At 69.7% G+C, this 16,176-nt stretch carries 13 protein-coding genes; 3 read left to right on the top strand and 10 right to left on the bottom strand.

What is annotated here, in order from left to right:
* Window positions 1–225 precede the first annotated feature (225 nt).
* From J3P38_RS04065 to J3P38_RS04055, 3 genes are all read right to left on the bottom strand, one after another.
* Window positions 226–600: a helix-turn-helix domain-containing protein gene (locus tag J3P38_RS04065; RefSeq protein ID WP_210502742.1), complete on the bottom strand. Its 375-nt coding sequence runs from the start codon at window positions 598–600 to the stop codon at window positions 226–228.
* A gap of 191 nt (window positions 601–791) precedes the next feature.
* A complete protein-coding gene (locus tag J3P38_RS04060) occupies window positions 792–1,451 on the bottom strand; it encodes a response regulator transcription factor (RefSeq protein WP_210438576.1) in 660 nt (219 codons plus the stop codon).
* On the bottom strand, window positions 1,448–2,623 hold the full coding sequence (locus J3P38_RS04055) for a sensor histidine kinase (RefSeq protein WP_210438575.1): 1,176 nt from the start codon (window positions 2,621–2,623) through the stop codon (window positions 1,448–1,450). Before J3P38_RS04055 ends, J3P38_RS04060 begins: the two co-directional genes overlap by 4 nt.
* A 502-nt stretch (window positions 2,624–3,125) precedes the next feature.
* On the opposite strand from J3P38_RS04055, the gene J3P38_RS04050 reads away from it, so the two are divergent.
* Window positions 3,126–6,665, top strand: coding sequence for an alpha-L-rhamnosidase (locus J3P38_RS04050; protein ID WP_210502741.1), 3,540 nt, complete (start codon window positions 3,126–3,128; stop codon window positions 6,663–6,665).
* A gap of 153 nt (window positions 6,666–6,818) precedes the next feature.
* The gene (locus J3P38_RS04045; RefSeq protein ID WP_210438573.1) at window positions 6,819–7,379 is read left to right on the top strand and encodes a hypothetical protein; all 561 of its coding nucleotides are present in this window, start codon (window positions 6,819–6,821) and stop codon (window positions 7,377–7,379) included.
* A 27-nt stretch (window positions 7,380–7,406) separates the two neighbouring features.
* Here J3P38_RS04045 and J3P38_RS04040 read toward each other — a convergent pair whose 3' ends face one another.
* The 7 genes from J3P38_RS04040 to J3P38_RS04010 all read right to left on the bottom strand — a co-directional run bounded on the left by J3P38_RS04040 (window position 7,407) and on the right by J3P38_RS04010 (window position 11,922).
* Window positions 7,407–8,096, bottom strand: a complete 690-nt coding sequence (locus J3P38_RS04040) for a TIGR03943 family putative permease subunit (protein WP_210438572.1) — start codon at window positions 8,094–8,096, stop codon at window positions 7,407–7,409.
* Window positions 8,093–9,106 carry a permease gene (locus J3P38_RS04035; protein WP_210438571.1) on the bottom strand — a complete coding sequence of 338 codons (1,014 nt, stop codon included), beginning with the start codon at window positions 9,104–9,106 and terminating at the stop codon, window positions 8,093–8,095. Before J3P38_RS04035 ends, J3P38_RS04040 begins: the two co-directional genes overlap by 4 nt.
* A 139-nt stretch (window positions 9,107–9,245) precedes the next feature.
* On the bottom strand, window positions 9,246–9,584 hold the full coding sequence (locus J3P38_RS04030) for a cupin domain-containing protein (protein WP_210438570.1): 339 nt from the start codon (window positions 9,582–9,584) through the stop codon (window positions 9,246–9,248).
* 91 nt (window positions 9,585–9,675) lie between these two features.
* On the bottom strand, window positions 9,676–10,134 hold the full coding sequence (locus tag J3P38_RS04025; protein ID WP_210438569.1) for a CHRD domain-containing protein: 459 nt from the start codon (window positions 10,132–10,134) through the stop codon (window positions 9,676–9,678).
* A 227-nt stretch (window positions 10,135–10,361) separates the two neighbouring features.
* Window positions 10,362–10,742, bottom strand: coding sequence for a hypothetical protein (locus J3P38_RS04020; protein WP_210438568.1), 381 nt, complete (start codon window positions 10,740–10,742; stop codon window positions 10,362–10,364).
* A complete protein-coding gene (locus J3P38_RS04015) occupies window positions 10,742–10,942 on the bottom strand; it encodes a hypothetical protein (RefSeq protein WP_210438567.1) in 201 nt (66 codons plus the stop codon). The genes J3P38_RS04020 and J3P38_RS04015 overlap by 1 nt, the downstream gene beginning before the upstream one ends.
* A gap of 44 nt (window positions 10,943–10,986) precedes the next feature.
* Window positions 10,987–11,922, bottom strand: coding sequence for a LysR family transcriptional regulator (locus tag J3P38_RS04010; protein WP_210438566.1), 936 nt, complete (start codon window positions 11,920–11,922; stop codon window positions 10,987–10,989).
* Between the two features lie 454 nt (window positions 11,923–12,376).
* On the opposite strand from J3P38_RS04010, the gene J3P38_RS04005 reads away from it, so the two are divergent.
* Complete coding sequence (locus tag J3P38_RS04005) at window positions 12,377–16,000, top strand: glycosyl hydrolase (protein ID WP_210502740.1); 3,624 nt, start codon at window positions 12,377–12,379, stop codon at window positions 15,998–16,000.
* Window positions 16,001–16,176 lie beyond the last annotated feature (176 nt).

Raw genomic sequence — 16,176 nt, 5'->3', positions numbered from 1 at the left:
TCAGGTGCGTCAGCGCCGGCTGAGCGACTCTCGGCCGGGTCTGATTCGTTTCAACACGGACACCTTCAGGACTTCCCGATGTGACGGTCAACACATCGCGGCGAAGTTGACTGCTATCGGCCACGACCGCCCGTGCGGGCGGGAGCGGACGTCTGGAGCGTGCCATCGGGTTGCCGCCGGACGTCTGGAGAGCCCGCGTGCGCGGCACCTCGGCAGCACCCCGGCTCAGATGAGCCCCCGGCGGACGGCGATGACGACGACCTGGACGGTGGAGTCGACTCCCCACTGCCGCCGGAGGAGGGCGATCTTGCGGCGCAGGGTGCTCTCGGAGACGTTGCAGCTCGTTGCTGCCTCAGCAACGGTCTTGCCCCGGGCCAAGGCGCTCAGGATGTTCAACGTGGTCCGATCGGGCACGATTCGGACCTTGGTCGCTGTGTCGTCCACCGCGAGCTCCTTGGCGTTGACGTGGGGCGGCCATGACGTGCGTGCGCGGGCGAGCACGGGGTCGTCGCACGCCCGGGGAAGCGCTCCGCACAGCCCGGGGGAGAGCGCCCGGACGTGGTGAGTCGTTTCAACGGGGTCGACGGTGACGGCAGTCACAGGCGCAAGTACAACCGCTGCTCCGTTCCTCGCGCGTCAGCCTGACGCCGCAATTGCACGTACTGCGGTCGCAGTAGCCGATCGAGCGGGGGTCCCGTCCGTGGAGCGTGCGAGCCGGTGCCCGGGCCGCAGTCCGCCATGGCACGCGGGCGGATCCCGGTCCGGCGCGATGCACGGCACCGCGTCCGGGCTCAGCGATAGCGCGGAGTGACGAGACCGGTCTCGAACGCGAGCACCACCAGCTGTGCTCGGTCGTGACGGCCCACCTTGGTCATCGTGCGGTTGATGTGCGTCTTGACCGTCACCACCGAGATGCCGAGGTCATCGGCGATGGCCTGGTTGGTCTGCCCCTCGGCCACGAGGCGCAGGATGTCGATCTCGCGGGGGGTGAGCGATCGGAGATCGGGGTGCAGCTGGCCCGAGCCGGCCGCCCCGGCGTACCGGTCGAGGAGGTTCTTGGTGGCTCGCGGGGTGAGGAGGCCTTCACCGCGGTGAACCGTCCGGATCGCCTCCACGATCACCTCAGGTTCAGCCCCCTTCCCCACGAAACCCGCAGCACCGCTCCGCACGCCCCGCACGACGTACTCCGGCTCGTCCTCGAAGGTGGTCAGGATGAGCACGCGCACGCCCGGCTCGTCCTGGGTGATGATGCGGGTGGCCTCGATGCCGTCCATGACGGGCATCCGAACGTCCATCACGACGACGTCCGGCGCCAGCTCCTTCGCCTTGCGAACGGCGTCCACACCGTTCTCCGCGGTCTCCACCAGGTGCATGTCCGGCTCGTGTGCGACGAGCTCGGCGACGGCGTTGCGGATGAGCTGTTGGTCGTCGACGACGAGGACCCCGATCATGTGGCTCCGGCCTCCTCCGGCACCTCGGCGGACACGACGAACGTCCTGTCCGCGCACGAGACCTCGAGCCGGCCCCCGGCGGCCGCCACCCGTTCTCGCATGCCGCGCAGGCCGAAGCCCTCGACGAAGTCGGAGGTCGGCTCCCGCGTCGTGTTGGAGACGCGCAAGGAGAACGTGCCTGCGCCTCGGTGCAGCGCCAGCTCGATCGGCGCCTGGTGGTCACCGTGCTTGTAGGCGTTGGTGAGGCACTCGCGGACGACGAGGTACGTCACCGCGCTGACGGGGCGGGCATCCGTGCCGAGGTCGGGCTCGACGTCGAGGGACGGAATGAGGGTGCGGAACTCCTCGACCAGGGTCGTCAGCTCGTCGGAGGTGTAGCTCGGCTCGAGGTCGTCCCAGCTCTCCTCGCGCAGCCCGCGAAGCAGGTCGCTGATGGAGTCGATCACCGACCGCCCGGCCTCACGGACGGTGAGCAGTGCTCGACTGGCGTCCTCCGGTCGGTCCGGCAGGGCACTCGACGCGACCGCCGTGTTCAGGTTCATGACCGCGATCTGGTGCGCCACGGAGTCGTGCAGGTCGCGTGCGACGCGCAGCCGGTCCTCGGCCAGGAGCTTGCGAGCCTCCGAGTGGCGCGACCGCTCTGCTTCCTCGGCTCGAGCCCGCATCGCCAGCAACGCTGCGTGCCGCGCCCGGGTGGCGGCGCCGAGGGCGGTGGGGAGGACGACCGACAGCGCTGTCACCGCGATGAACAGGTGGCCCCACCTCCAGTCGAGCACCCAGGCCATCAGACCGACCTGGACGACGAACACGACCGCGACGGCGACCTGCACCGTGCGACGCCCGCTGTAGGCCGAGACCATGTACAGGCAGATCATGAAGCTGAGGTGGTAGCCGGCGCCGCCGATGGGCAGCCAGTGTGGCACCGCGTCGAGGACCGAGGCCACCACGAGGGCCGGCACGGGGAAGGTCCGCGCCGCGAAGGCGGCGGCCGCGGTGACGAAGATGAGGAACTCGACGCTGGACTTCGGCGCGACGACGGTCCAGCTCTGCTGCTCGTCGATCTTCACCAGCGTGCCCGCCAGGACCAGCAGGCCCAGCACCACGTCCGGCACGCGCGGGGTTCGTCGGTCGAGCCCGTCGATGCCGGGCAACGCAGCGGGTGAACTGGACATCGCAAACCTGCTCTTGTGGTCCCGCATCTCGCTCAGGGGCAGCAGGACCGTGGGGGTGTGGGGGCCGGACCGGCCCGATGTGATCGTAGACCGATCGGCCGTCGTACCCGAACGTCGCCGCGCGACCGGCGCGGGGACGGCCGATGTCGCTCGAACTCCGATCGGTGCGGTGGACCTCTGGAGACAGCGATGAAACGCTTCACGCCTCATCGCGCGCCGGGGCACAGGCGCGCTGCGCCCTTCCGAGCGCGGGACCGTCGAGCCGGCTAGCTCCCGTGGATGGCCGAAATCAGTCAACCTGAAGCGTTTCACTGGACCCGGTCGGCGCGGGGTACCTACCTTGTGACCGCCGTCACCTCGCCCTCCCCGGACCCACGAGAAGCGCTTCCGGCGGACGGCGGGCGCCGCCTCGGGCTTGTTCCCCGGGTCGGTTCACCGCGCCTGCGACTCCCGTCGAGGTGCATCCAGGCGATGGCCCGCAACCGCACTCGAAAGGGTCAACATGAAGACAACGAAGACCACCGGCCTGGTGGCAGCGCTGGGGCTCTCCCTGGCGCTGGGGGCGACGACCGTCGTCCCGACGTCCGCGACGGCTCAGGCCGCCACCGTCGCGCCGTCCGGCACCCCGTCCGTCGAGCGACCTCGCGTCGACGGGCGCACCGGCCCGCTGTACGCGTTCGGCAACCAGAAGCCGTCCTTCAGCTGGCTCCTCGACGACGTCGACGTCCAGATGGCGTACGAGATCCGCGCCTCCTCGACCGAGGCCACGTTGCCTCGGGCCAACCTCTGGCGTACCGGCAAGGTGACGTCCTCGGCGTCGGCACAGGTGGTGTGGAAGGGCTTGCCCCTGAACTCGCGACAGCAGGTGTACTGGCAGGTCCGCGTGTGGGACAACAACGGACAGGTCTCCGAGTGGAGCGAGCCGCAGTTCTTCGAGATGGGCCTGCTCAACAAGTCCGACTGGGGCAATGCCCAGTGGATCGAGCACCCCACCCGCAACCCGCAGGGCCCGATGCCGATCTTCGCGAAGCAGATCACGGTGGACCCCGCCAAGACGCTCACCAAGGCACGCCTGGTCCTGGCCGGCCTCGGCGTCCAGGTCTCCACCGTCAACGGCAAGGCCGTCACTGAAGAGGTCCTTGCTCCCGGTGGCGCCAATGAACAGGTTGCCATCACCTACCGCAGCTACCCGATCGAGAAGCTGCTGGAGTCCGGTGCCGGCAACACCATCGCCGTCGAGCTCGGCAACGGCGAGGCCTTCATGCAGAAGACGGAGAACCCCGCCTACGGACGCACCGACTCCTACAGCAAGATCCTCGGAGCAGCCGTCGTCCCGACCTCGCTGACCGCCGCCACCACGGTCGGTGCGACGACTGTCACGCTGGCAAGCGTGGCGGGCATCAACGTGGGATACACCCTGAACGTCGACACCGCTGATGCCGGCGTGCGGCTGGAGCAGCGTCGCGTCACCGCGGTCGACGCCGCCACCAACACCGTCACTCTCGAGTCGCCGCTCACCGGCGCGCACGCGGCCGGAGCGGTAGTGACACGCTCCGGCGAGCGCGACTCGCCCAACACCCGGGTCACTCCGCGCCTCATCGCGCGCGTCGAGCTGACCTACTCCGACGGCACCACCAGCAACGTCGTCTCCGACCGCACCTGGCGCACCGCCACCGGCCCGGCCATCACCGACCACTGGTGGGGCGGCACCGACTACGACGCCCGCTTCGAGCAGGTCGGCTGGAAGAACCGCAACAGCGACCTCACCGCCACCGCCAAGCGCCGCAACGGCCAGGACGTGAACTGGATGGACGCCGGCATCGTCGGCACCCCCAACCTCGACATGGACCTCACCGAGCGCGGCGCAGAGCCCGTCGAGATCGTCGACCGCTTCCAGGCCCAGAAGGTCTGGCAGGTCGACGGCCACCCCGGCACGTGGATCTTCGACATGGGCCAGGCCTTCTCCGGCTTCGTCGAGCTCACCACCCCCGGTGGCGCGAGTGTCTTCCCCGCCGGCACGACGGTGAAGATGCAGTTCGGCGAGTCGTTCAACACCACCGACCCCGCCCAGAAGGGCCTGATCAACGTCCTCGACATGGTCGAGGGCAGCGTCGGCACCACCGGCACCCAGACCCTGGACACCTACACCACCTGGGGCGACCCCGATGGCGAGACCTGGCACCCCCAGTTCGGCTACGACGGGTTCCAGTACGTCCAGGTGACTGGCCTCCCAGCCGGGTTCACGCCGACCACGAGCATGATCGCCGGCCTGCAGACCCACGCGACCGCGCCCGAGGCGGGGCGCGTCGAAACCGACAACGAGCGCATCAACCGCATCCACAAGATGTCGAAGTACTCGATCATGAGCAACATGCAGTCGTACTTCACCGACTGCCCCAACCGCGAGAAGGCCGGTTGGCTGGCCGACATGATCCAGTCGATGCCGGCCATCGACAAGCACTACGACATGGCCGCGTACCTGCACACCATGATGGAGGCCATCGAGGGCGCCCAGACCAAGACCGGTATCAACGCCGGCTTCGTGCCCTCCACCACTCCCAACGACCAGGTCCGCCTGTCCGGATCCGGTTTGGGCAACGACCTGAACTGGGGCGGGGCTGTCGTCCTGACGCCGTACTGGCTCTACAAGAACTACGGCGACCTCGAGACCGCTCGCAAGCACTGGGACTCGATGGTCCTCTACATGGACTACATCAAGAACCGGCGCACGGCAGGCACCACCGGCTCAGACCAGTACTACGTCGACAACGGCCTCGGGGACTGGGCCTCGGCCGACCGCGCTTCGACCAACCGCGCAATGACCGCGACCGGCGCCTACTTCAAGATGGCCAACCACATGTCGGAGCTCGCTGCCGAGCTGGGTCTCGACGCCAAGGCCGCCGAGTACAAGACGCTCGCCGGAAACATCCGGGCCACCTACAACGAGCGCTTCTGGAACCCCGCGTTGCGCAAGTACACAATCAACCAGACCAGCTCCGTCGGCGGCCAGACCGCCCAGGGCATCGCCCTCGACTACGGCCTGGTCACCGAGGAGAACCGACAGGTGGTCCTCGACGAGCTGGTCGAACAGATCTACTCCTACCAGCCCAACGGTGGCGGTCCGCACCTCAACTCCGGCATGATCGGGCTCGGCCCCGTCACCCGCGCACTGATGGACAACGGCCGCCAGGACGTGCTGTGGGACCTGCTCCAGGAGGACACCCAGCCCAGCTACGGCTACTTCCTGCAGTCCACCGAGAAGCACCCCGGCGGCCTCACCACCATCCCGGAGTACTGGGACCTGCGACAGTCGCAGAACCACATGATCCTGCTCCAGATCGACGAGTGGTTCACCGCCGGACTCGCAGGTATCAAGCAGGCTGACGACTCCATCGGCTACCGCGACCTGGTCATCAAGCCGCAGCTCGTCGGCAACCTCGGAGAGGTCAGCGGCGAGTACGTGACGCCCTACGGCGAGGTGCTCAGCGAATGGACCCGTGATGGCGACGACGCTGCCACCCTGTCGGTCACCGTGCCCTCGAACTCCACCGCGGAGATCTGGGCGCCGACCGGCGGCGACGAGGCCGACGTGACCGGCGGCGAGGCGGAGTTCGTCAAGAGCGAGGACGGCTACGCCGTGTACGAGGTCGGGCCGGGCTCGTACACCTTCGCTCCGGCCGACGACACCCCGCCGACCGAGGAGCCGACGGTCACCCCGACGCCGACCACCAGCCCGACCCCCACGCCGACCACCAGCCCCGATCCCACCACCCCGACGGTGGAGCCCAAGGTCAAGGTGAAGTCGAAGGTGCGGGCCGGCAAGAGGGTCAAGATCCGGGTTCGCGACCTGGCGGTCAAGAAGGTCACCTTCACCCTGGGCGGCAGGAAGCTCGGTGCCGTCGAGGTGAAGGACGGCAAGGCAGTCCTCATCGCGAGGGTGCCCAGGAGCCTGTCCGGCAAGACGGTCCTGAGGGTCCTGGACCGCGGAGGTGACGTGCTGGCGAAGGCGACCATCCGCGTCGTGAGGAGGAAGGCGGCCTAGCCCCGACAGGACTGACCGCGAGAGGGGGCCACACCGTGACGGTGTGGCCCCCTTGCGTTGCGGTTCGCGATGACCGGCTGCACGTGTGCACCCACGAGGAAGCCCAGGTGACTCGGCGGCGCCGTGAGGGGTCGTCCGCCCTCGAGTGCGATCATGTCCTCCCGATCAGCAGCCGAGGAGCAGGAACACGTGGCCGAACCGTCAGATGTCGAGCGGTCCGGGTCGATGGCCCGGGCGGGCCTGGCCGTGGCCCTGGCGACGCTCGTCGGGCTGATCGTCTTCGTGCAGAGGCCTGCTGGCGACACCGGCGCTCCTGCCGGACCGAGCGCCGCAGGGTCCACCGCAACGGAAGACCCAGCCAGTGACAGCCGCCCGTCCGGGCCGACGACCCCGCCGTTCACGGGTGAGGTCCCGGTCGCCAGCGACGCGGAGTTCTGCGCGGAGTTCCGCACGGTGGACGAGGTGCAGCGGCAGTACGCGCGCGGCAAGGTCGACAGGGCGACCGTGCGCAGGGCGGCGCGCGCCCTCGTCGCGACCGGGGTCCCGGCGGAGCTGTCCCTGCCGGCCCGCAGCGGCTACTACATCCTCATCGGCGGGCTCTACGACTTCGTCGGGCTCGGGTTGGACCCGGCAGCGGTAGGCGCCCCGGACGCGTTCATCGCCTCCGGCGGGGAGGCCTTCGAGACCTATCTGACGCAGGCGTGCCGGCTGTGATCCTTCGCCGGACCCCGGGCCCGCCGATCAGCGGTACTGGTTCTTCGGGGCCTCGATGAGCTCGAGCTGTTCGACCACCACTTCGGGTTCTTCCCGACCGCCGTCGCCGGTGCCGGAGACGTGGCGTGCGACGACCCGCACCCACTGGTCGTCGGGGGGAGCGTCCACGCCACTCGCCGCCACGCGCATGACGGTCGCGTCCGCGGCACAGCAGTTCATCCCGAACTGCGTGACGAACCAGGTGCCGGCCTTGTCGCGGCTGACGAAGCCGGTGAGCTCGAGCCGGCGGTCGGCCAACGTGGCGCCGTCGTCGTAGGCCGCCCGCAACAGGACCTCGTCGAGCACGACGGGCACGGGGTCGCCCTCGGGCAGCGGGGGGAGGTCGACCTCGGTGCTCGTGTCCACCGGCACGACCGCGCTCTGGGCGCGCTCGGCGAAGTGGGCGCCGAGCGCCGGGGGAGCGATGAGGAAGAACACGAGCGACGGAGCGAAGAGCAGCCACGCGGCCCTCGGGACGTGCGCGTCGTGCTCGTCGTCCTGCGACCCCTGCTCGCGGAAGACGTCGAGCAGTGCCAGGGCCACGAGGAACGCACCGCAGGCGATGAGCGGCCACCGCATCCACGAGTTGACGTAGCGCAGGTAGCTGTCACCTGCCGCCATGCGGAGCAGCACGGCGCCGGTGACGGCCAGCAGCAGGGTCTGGGTCGCGCGCTTCACAGCAGCCACCATCCCATGCCGACGGCCGACAGGACGGCCACGCCGATCACTAGGGGGACGAACCGGAGCGCGAAGGCCCCACCGAACTGGCCCGACTCCATCGAGGCCAGCTTCACGTCCATCGCGGGCCCCACGACCATGAAGACCAGCTTCGCGGTGTCGGAGAACGCGCTGAGGCTTGCCGCGACGAAGGCATCCGCCTCCGAGCACAGCGCCACGACGAAGGCGAACAGGGCCATCGCCGCGACGGCCAGCACGACGTTGCCCGCGACCCCGTCGATGATCGAGCGCGGCACGAACGTGTTGATGGCGGCCGCGATCATGGCGCCGAGCACCACGAACCCTGCCGCGTGGATGAAGTCATGGCGGACGCTGCCGAGGAAGGCCTGCGCCGTGCTCTCGTCGTGGTCGTGGGTGCTCCGGCGGTGGAGGATCGGCACCCGCCCGGCGAACCGGAGCCACAGCCAGCCCACCGCCACGGCCGTGAGCAGCGAGGCGAGGAACCGGGCCAGCACGATCTCGGGTCGATCGGGGAACGCGACCGCCGTCGACACCAGGACGACCGGGTTCACCGCCGGAGCGGCCAGGAGGAACGTCAGCGCGACGGACGGTGCGACCCCGCGTCGCATGAGGCTGCTGGCGACGGGCACCGAGGCGCACTCACATCCCGGCAGCGCAACGCCCGCGAGCCCGGCGACAGGCACGCCCAGTGTCGGGCTCGCAGGCACCAGGCGGCGCAGCGCCCGCTCGGAGAGGAGGGTGGCGATCACCCCGGCGAGGAGGACGCCTCCGACGAGGAAGGGGATCGACTGCACGACGATCGCGACGAAGATCGTGCTCCACGTGGCGAGCGCCGGGCTGTCGAGGCGCGGCACCAGCCACTGCTGCGACATCACGAGGGCCGCCATCGCGACGAACACGACGTAGGCCTGGACCGGCAGGCCGACTGCTCGGCGGGCCGTGCTGCCAGAGGTGGACGGAGGCGAGTCCTGACGGGTCGATTCGCTCATGAGGGCACCGTCGCGGTTGAGGTCACCGGCGAATGATAATCGATCCCGTTCCTGTGATCGGGTCGCGCGCGCGGTCCTGCCAGGACGACGTGGAGCTCCGCCGCAGTGCCTGAGCGTTCGCGGTCGGATCAGCCGCGCGTCACAGGCGCGGGCCGATCTCCCCTTCGGCGGTCGGGGCCGTCCCGTCCTTGAGCTCCACGAAGATCGCGTGCGACGGCGTCTCGCCGATGTTCTCGCCGTGGTGCTGCTGCGCCGGGATCCAGCCCACGGTGCCTGCCTGCAGGTCCACCTCGCGCTGCGCGTCGCCCTGGACGATCCGCCGCCGGAACGAGGACAGGGTGTACATCACGCTGTCCGGGTGGGCGTGCGGGGTGGTGAGCGTGCCGGGCTCGTCGACGTACTCCAGCACGCGGACACGCTCGTTCTCGAAGATGACCCTGTAGTGGTCGGGGTTCGTCTCCGCCGGGTCGAGGCTCATCGGCCGAGCACCGCACCGTGAGCCCGTGCAGGCGAGGGGCCGGGGCACGACCGCGACGAGGCAACCCCGGCGCTCGCGGCGCCCCTGACCGTCATTCCCCGGCCCGGTCGAGGCTGCCCTGGACGGCGCCGCCGGGGAACTCGACGTTGTGCACGTTGAGGTAGAACAGCTCCGGGTCGGCGAGCACCGCGTCGATCGCGTCGCTGTCGGCGCTGACGCAGTCCCGCGCGACGTACGTGCTCGGCCCGGCCGCGCGGAAGACGGTGTCGAGGTCGATCGCGATGCCACCAGCGGGCAGGGGGCCGTGGATGTGCGCCGACCCGATTCCGGGAGCCGGCTCCGTGGGCACACCGATGTCGCGGACGACGATCGAGTAGCAGACCAGCTCCTGGTCGGACCGCAACCGCAACGTCGCGACCCCCGAGCCGTCCGCATCGCCCGAAGGCGCCAGGTGGACCGTGATCACGCGAACCTCCGCGGAGGCGGCGGACGCGCCACCCACCAACGCCGCGACGACCAGGACCAGCAGTGCAAGAACGCGTCGTGCCATGACGACCACCCTCCGTGGCTCGTACGTATGGGGGGACGTGGGTGGACGGGGTGTGCCACCACGTCGTGGTGCGACGGTACGAGGACCCGGGCCGCCGGCCGGCCGTGCACGGGGAATCTCACTCAAATGGCGCATGGGCGCCCCGGGCCACTCGGTCCACCGCGCCCCGGATGTCCACGCCTCCGCGGCCAGGGCGCAGCTCGGCACCCCACGCGGCTGCAGGCGGCTCAGGCCGCTTCGCCCTCGTCGTCCTCGTCCGGGCCCTCGTCGGGGGAGCCGTCGTTGTGGGAGCCGTCGTCCGGGAGGTTCTCCAGCACGGACCTCGCCGCGGTGACGATGCGCTGCGCCTGCTCGTCCGACAGCTCGCCGTCGACCTGGGCCTGTGCCACGCGCGCGACCAGGTCCTTCACGGCAGCGCGCGCCCTCGAGTAGTCGCCTGCCTCCACGGCCTCGTCAACCCTCTCCAGCTGCTTGCCGAGGGCCGGGACCTGTTCGCTGGGTGCGCTCTCGGCCCCTCCGCACGCGACCAGGACCGGGGTGATGAGCAGCGCCAGCACGGTCGCGGCCGCACGCCGGCCGAGCGCACGGGCGATGCGAGTCGCCTCCATCACCCGCTCCCCTCGACGGCGTCGTGGAGGTCCTGCAACGGTTCGACCAGCTCGTCGGGCGTGTTGTCCGGCAGGTCGTCGCCGCTGCTGGCGAGCCCGCCGGCGACCGCGACCACGACGAGGAACAGCACCAGGAGGGCCAGCACGGCGGCGAAGCGCCGCGCCACAAGGTAGACGACCGCCCGCACTCCGTGCCTCACCCGACCGAGCGCCCATCGGCCGGTCGAGCAGCGTCGCACGCCGCCTACTCGGCGGCGGCCGCCTGTGCTCCCCGGGCGTCGCGCACGTCGTGCACGAGCGTCCTGAGCCAGCGGTGCGCCGGGTCGTCCCGCCTGCTCTGGTGCCACCAGAACGCCGTCCGAAGCGTGTCGAGCTCCCAGGGTCCGGGGATCTCCCTGATCCCGTAGAGCTGTCCCATCTCCTCGATCAGCCGACGACCCATCACCGCGACGCGTCGGCTGTTGCGGAGGAAGAACGGCATGCTCATCGAGCCGCTCACGATCACCTCCGTGCGAGGGCGCACGCCGGCGGAGAGGACCTGCTGCATCCCGCGTGCCACCTCGCGGTCCCCGACCTGGGCTACCACCCACGGGCGGGTGTTCAGGTCGTCGAGGTCCAGCCGCTCGGCAGGGTCGTCGATCGAGACGGCGAAGACCCACTGGTCGACGAGCACGTCGATGCTCTCCAGCCCGGACAGCCAGCCGTGTGGCAGGAACACCCCGTCCACGCTCGCGGCCAGGTGGTCGGCGATGTCGACGCCACGGAGCTGGCCCGGCTCGACGACCCGGAGCGTGGTCGCCGGAGCCGCCTCCTGCATCGCCAGGCACAGCCGAGGGAGCAGCATCGCCGCGACCACCTCGCTGCACACCACGGTGAACTCGTGCTCGGTGCTGCGGTCGAAGCTCGTCTTCGCGCCGATCACCCGGTCGACCGCCCTGAGGGCGTCGGTCACCGCGGGCCCGAGCTGCTTGGCCAGGGACGTCAGCTCGTACTGGTTGCCCCTCCGGACGAGCAGCTCGTCGTCGAAGTGCCGTCGGAGCCGTGCGAGGGCGGCACTCATCACCGGCTGGCTCACTCCGACGGAGGCGGCCGCCCGCGACACGTTCCTCTCACGCAGCAGGCTGTCGAGCGAGTGCAAGAGGTTCAGGTCGAGGCGGCGAAGTCGCGCGTGGTCGATCAAGGGGGCCTCCTGGGTCGACTGTGCCACCGCCACGCCACGTCAGCCAACGAGCGCCCCTTCGGCGAACGGTCCGCGGCTCGCCGGGAACCTATCAACGCTCCAGCGGGCAGAGCCTCGCGAGAGGTATGGCGTCCCTCGATAGCTGCTATCCCGACCGGCCGTGCCCGGGGGCATCGGCACCGGCGATAGCCGGTATCGGCAGCCATGGTCCTCGAAGTCACGCGAACCCGTTGCGCTCGAGGTGTGACGACGACCACAGTGGGTGGCGGCTTCGATGAATCGTTTCATCCGCACACGTCTGGTTCGCCGAGCCCGCGCCGCCCACGCCGTGAACTGCCGCGCACGCGTGGTCGCGTGACCACCTCACACCACAAGGAGCAGCATGAACTCGACATCACCGGCTCTCCAGCCGCGAGGGGGGCGGACGGCGACAGCCGTCGCCCTGAGCCTCGCGGTGGGGCTGTCGTCCATGGCGCTGGGCCTGGGCGCCAGCCCGTCCGCCGCCGAGCCCTCGAGCGCCACCGCGCAGGCCGCCGCGCCGGACCTGAAGTCGCCTCCGGTCAAGAAGAGCTCGGCGTTCGCCAGGCAGCTCGAGAAGAAGTACGTCGACCCCGACCGCGTCTACAGCACCGACGTCCGCTGGTGGCTGGGCGAGGCGGCCAACACCGACGAGTCGCTGCTCGAGGAGATCCAGGCGCTCTACGACGCCGGCTACCGCGGCGTCGAGCTGTGCATGCAGAGCGACAACGCCGCGCCGGACGCGACGTACGCCTACGGGTCCGGGATGTGGGAGCACAAGTGGAACCTGATGATGAACAAGATGCTCGACCTGGGCATGGCGGTCTACCTCACCTCGGGCACCAACTGGGCGACGTCCAACGTCCCGGGCCTCGACCCGGCGAGCCAGCAGGCGATGCAGAACATCACGCTCGGCACCGGCACGGTCGAGCCCGGTCAGTCGCTGACGACCGTGCCCTTCCCGGCGGCGGCCAACGCGCGTCGCGCCGGCGCGAAGTTCGTGACGGCCTACGCCTACAAGGTCACCGCGGGAGACGCGGTCGACCCGAACAGCTTCATCGACCTCAAGGCCAACGTCACGCAGGGCGCGGACGTCTGGAGCCAGAACCTGAGCTGGACCGCACCGGACGACGGCACCTACCGCGTGTTCGGCGTGTGGACCCAGGGCACCTACCACTCGTCGAGCCCGTCGGCGCAGCCCGCCTACGCGACCAACTACTTCGACACCCGCGGCGTCCAGGCGCTGCGCACCTACTGGGAGCAGCACTACCTCGCCGACCCGGCGCTGCGCGCCAAGATCGCCGAGGGTGACGTCCAGCTCTTCATGGACTCCCTCGAGATCAACTTCGGCACCGGCGGCGCGACCTGGTGGGCCGAGGACATGGCGGCCGAGTTCAAGAGGCGCAAGGGCTACGACATCACGCCCTACCTCTTCCTCTTCCAGGGCGTCAACGCCAGCCCGTTCACGCCGTACCACGAGGTGCGCAACACCGGCACCTACAAGCTGGCCGGCGACGAGATGCGGCGTCAGGGCATCATCAACGACTACCAGGACGTCCTCACCGAGCTCTACCGCGAGCGCATGCTCCGGCCGCTGAAGACGTGGCTGAACTCCGTGGGCATCGAGACCCGTGCCCAGATCTCCTACGGCAGGCCGCTCGAGATGTCGGAGCCGGCGATGGACGTCGACTACCCCGAGGCGGAGAACTTCAACCAGTACAACAACGTCGACATCCTCCGTCTGTGGACCGGCGGCGCCAAGCTGGAGAACAAGGTGCTCTCCACCGAGACCGGCGCCCAGCTCGGCCCCTACAGCGGCACCCGGCAGATGGACCTGCACGACGCCTACTCGCAGTACGCCGCAGGGTTCCAGCGCATGATCTGGCACGTGTGGGGCGCCGGGTACAGCTACGGCAGCTTCGCCTGGCCGGGCCACAACGCCACCGGCTTCCGTCAGCTCGGCACCCGCAACCCCGGCTACTCCGAGTACGACGAGTTCAACGCGCACCTCGGCCGCGTCCAGCAGCTCCTGCAGACCGGCAGGAGCCGCACCGACGTCGGGTTCATCAACCAGAAGTGGATCCACGGCGTCGCCTACAACGCCGGCATCGGCAGCGACAACGGCAACATGAACTGGCAGTACGCCCACCAAGGGGTCTACTACCGCTCGACCGAGCTGCAGGACAACGGCTACACCTACGACTACTTCAGCCCGCGGTTCCTCTTCGACGACGACGTCAGGTTCGACACCAAGACGAAGACCATCGAGAAGGCCGGCTACAAGGCCGTCGTGCTCTACCAGGACTGGCTCGAGCTCGAGGCCGCCACCCGGCTGCTCAGGTGGGCCAAGCAGGGGCTGAAGGTCGTCGTCCTCGAGAACGCCGGGAACCGCACGCCGTTCAACGACGGCAAGGACAAGGCGCTGAAGAAGGTCATGGACGAGCTCAAGACGCTGCCGACGGTGCGTCAGGCGACGGTCTACGACGACATCGACTACTCCAGCGCCCAGCCCGGCGGCTACGACGACAACGTCCTGGAGAAGCTCGAGGAGCTCGGCGTCGAGCCCTACAGCGGCTTCCCCGAGCCCAACCTGCAGCTGCTCACGCAGACCCGCGAGGACGAGAAGGGCAACCAGTACCTCTACGTCTACAACTACGACCCGGCCAACTACCTCGACAAGAGCCACAAGGCCAGCGTCCGGGCCGCGAAGCACGGCCGGAACATCCAGACCGACATCGTCCAGGACGGGCTGTTCGTGCCGTACGCCATCGACGCGTGGACCGGTGAGACGACCCAGCTCGCCGACTACCGCTGGGAGGACGGCAAGACCATCGTCCCGATCGACCTGGACTACGACAACATCGCCCTGCTCGCCTTCGAGAAGGTCGACGAGGCCCAGCTCCACGTCCTCGACACGAACGCCGACTCCGCGTACGCCACCGAGGACGGTGTCGCGGTCCGGACGTCCCGTTCCGGCACGGTGACCGCGGAGCTCAGCGACGGCGCGACGATCGACGAGGCTGTCGCGGTTCCCGAGGCGTACGACATCACCGACTGGGACCTGACCGTCGAGTCGTGGCGGCCCAACCCCACCGCGGGCGACCTGGTCCGCACCGAGACCATCGACGGCCTGACCACCACCAACCGCAAGACCTCGACGGTGGTCACTGACATCGACGTCGAGCTCGACACCCTGACGACGTGGGACAAGATCCCCGAGGTGGGCAAGGCCGTCTCCGGCAAGGGCAACTACGAGGCGACGTTCGACTGGGACGCCGACTCCGCCACTGGCGCCTACCTCGACTTCGGCAAGGACCTCGAGGACTCCATGGTGGTGTGGATCAACGGCGAGAAGGTGGGCGGGCACGTCTCGACCAACCCGACCAAGGTCCGCAAGGACGTCGGCGGAGTCGGCAAGCCGACGATCGACGACGGCCGTGGCAACCAGGTGCCGCTGGTAGGCACCGACCTCTACACCGGCGGGATCGACTGGGCCACTCCGATCGCCGACGTCAGCGACTACCTCGTCGACGGCGAGAACGAGATCAAGATCGAGTACTCCTCGGCGCTGGCGAACGTCCAGCTCGACCGCGGCATCGTCACCGAGGCGTTCCCGCGCATCCCCCGCGGCAACCCGTGGTGGATGAACGACGTGAAGTACCTGTCGTTCGGGCCGCAGCAGGCGAAGGTGGTGCCGTTCGTCGACGTGGAGTACACGGCCGACGGGGCGGACCCGACGCCGACGCCGGTCCCCACCACCACGCCGGCCCCCACCACGACGCCGGCGCCCACGCCCGGCGTGACGCCGAAGGTCCGCGTCAAGGACACCGTGCGCGCCGGCGGGTCCGTCAGGGTCCGAGGACGCGACTTCACGGTCGGCCGGGTCCGGATCACCCTCGGCGGCAGGAAGCTCGCCTCGGTGAAGGTCGAGGACGGCCGCTTCACCGTCCGCGAGGTCGTGCCGGGGAACCTCAGGGGCCGCAAGGTCCTGCGGGTCCTCGACCGCAGCGGTGAGGTCCTCGTCCAGGCCCGTGTCCGGGTGCTGAGGCGGGCGGTCTGACCCGGACCGCGGAACCGGCATCCCGGCGGAGCGGGGGCCACGCGTGCCGCGTGGCCCCCGTGGCCGGCCCCGACGCCGCCCCGGATGGTGCCGTCGGCCAGCCCAACCAGCGCAGCGGCCCGACGTACGGCGTGTCGGACAGGACGAAGTCCAGCCCCGCCGCCCGGCGTACGCCT

Origin of the sequence: Nocardioides xinjiangensis (assembly GCF_017916455.1) — a bacterium.
GTDB lineage: Bacteria > Actinomycetota > Actinomycetes > Propionibacteriales > Nocardioidaceae > Nocardioides > Nocardioides xinjiangensis.
This window is presented reverse-complemented; position numbering and strand designations above follow the sequence as displayed.

Bases quoted from the DNA above. Each gene is read 5' to 3' on its own strand.
- J3P38_RS04060 (WP_210438576.1), bottom strand. From the start codon at position 1,451: ATGATCGGGGTCCTCGTCGTCGACGACCAACAGCTCATCCGCAACGCC.
- J3P38_RS04055 (WP_210438575.1), bottom strand. From the start codon at position 2,623: ATGTCCAGTTCACCCGCTGCGTTGCCCGGCATCGACGGGCTCGACCGA.
- J3P38_RS04050 (WP_210502741.1), top strand. From the start codon at position 3,126: ATGAAGACAACGAAGACCACCGGCCTGGTGGCAGCGCTGGGGCTCTCC.
- J3P38_RS04045 (WP_210438573.1), top strand. From the start codon at position 6,819: ATGTCCTCCCGATCAGCAGCCGAGGAGCAGGAACACGTGGCCGAACCG.
- J3P38_RS04035 (WP_210438571.1), bottom strand. From the start codon at position 9,106: ATGAGCGAATCGACCCGTCAGGACTCGCCTCCGTCCACCTCTGGCAGC.
- J3P38_RS04030 (WP_210438570.1), bottom strand. From the start codon at position 9,584: ATGAGCCTCGACCCGGCGGAGACGAACCCCGACCACTACAGGGTCATC.
- J3P38_RS04025 (WP_210438569.1), bottom strand. From the start codon at position 10,134: ATGGCACGACGCGTTCTTGCACTGCTGGTCCTGGTCGTCGCGGCGTTG.
- J3P38_RS04020 (WP_210438568.1), bottom strand. From the start codon at position 10,742: ATGGAGGCGACTCGCATCGCCCGTGCGCTCGGCCGGCGTGCGGCCGCG.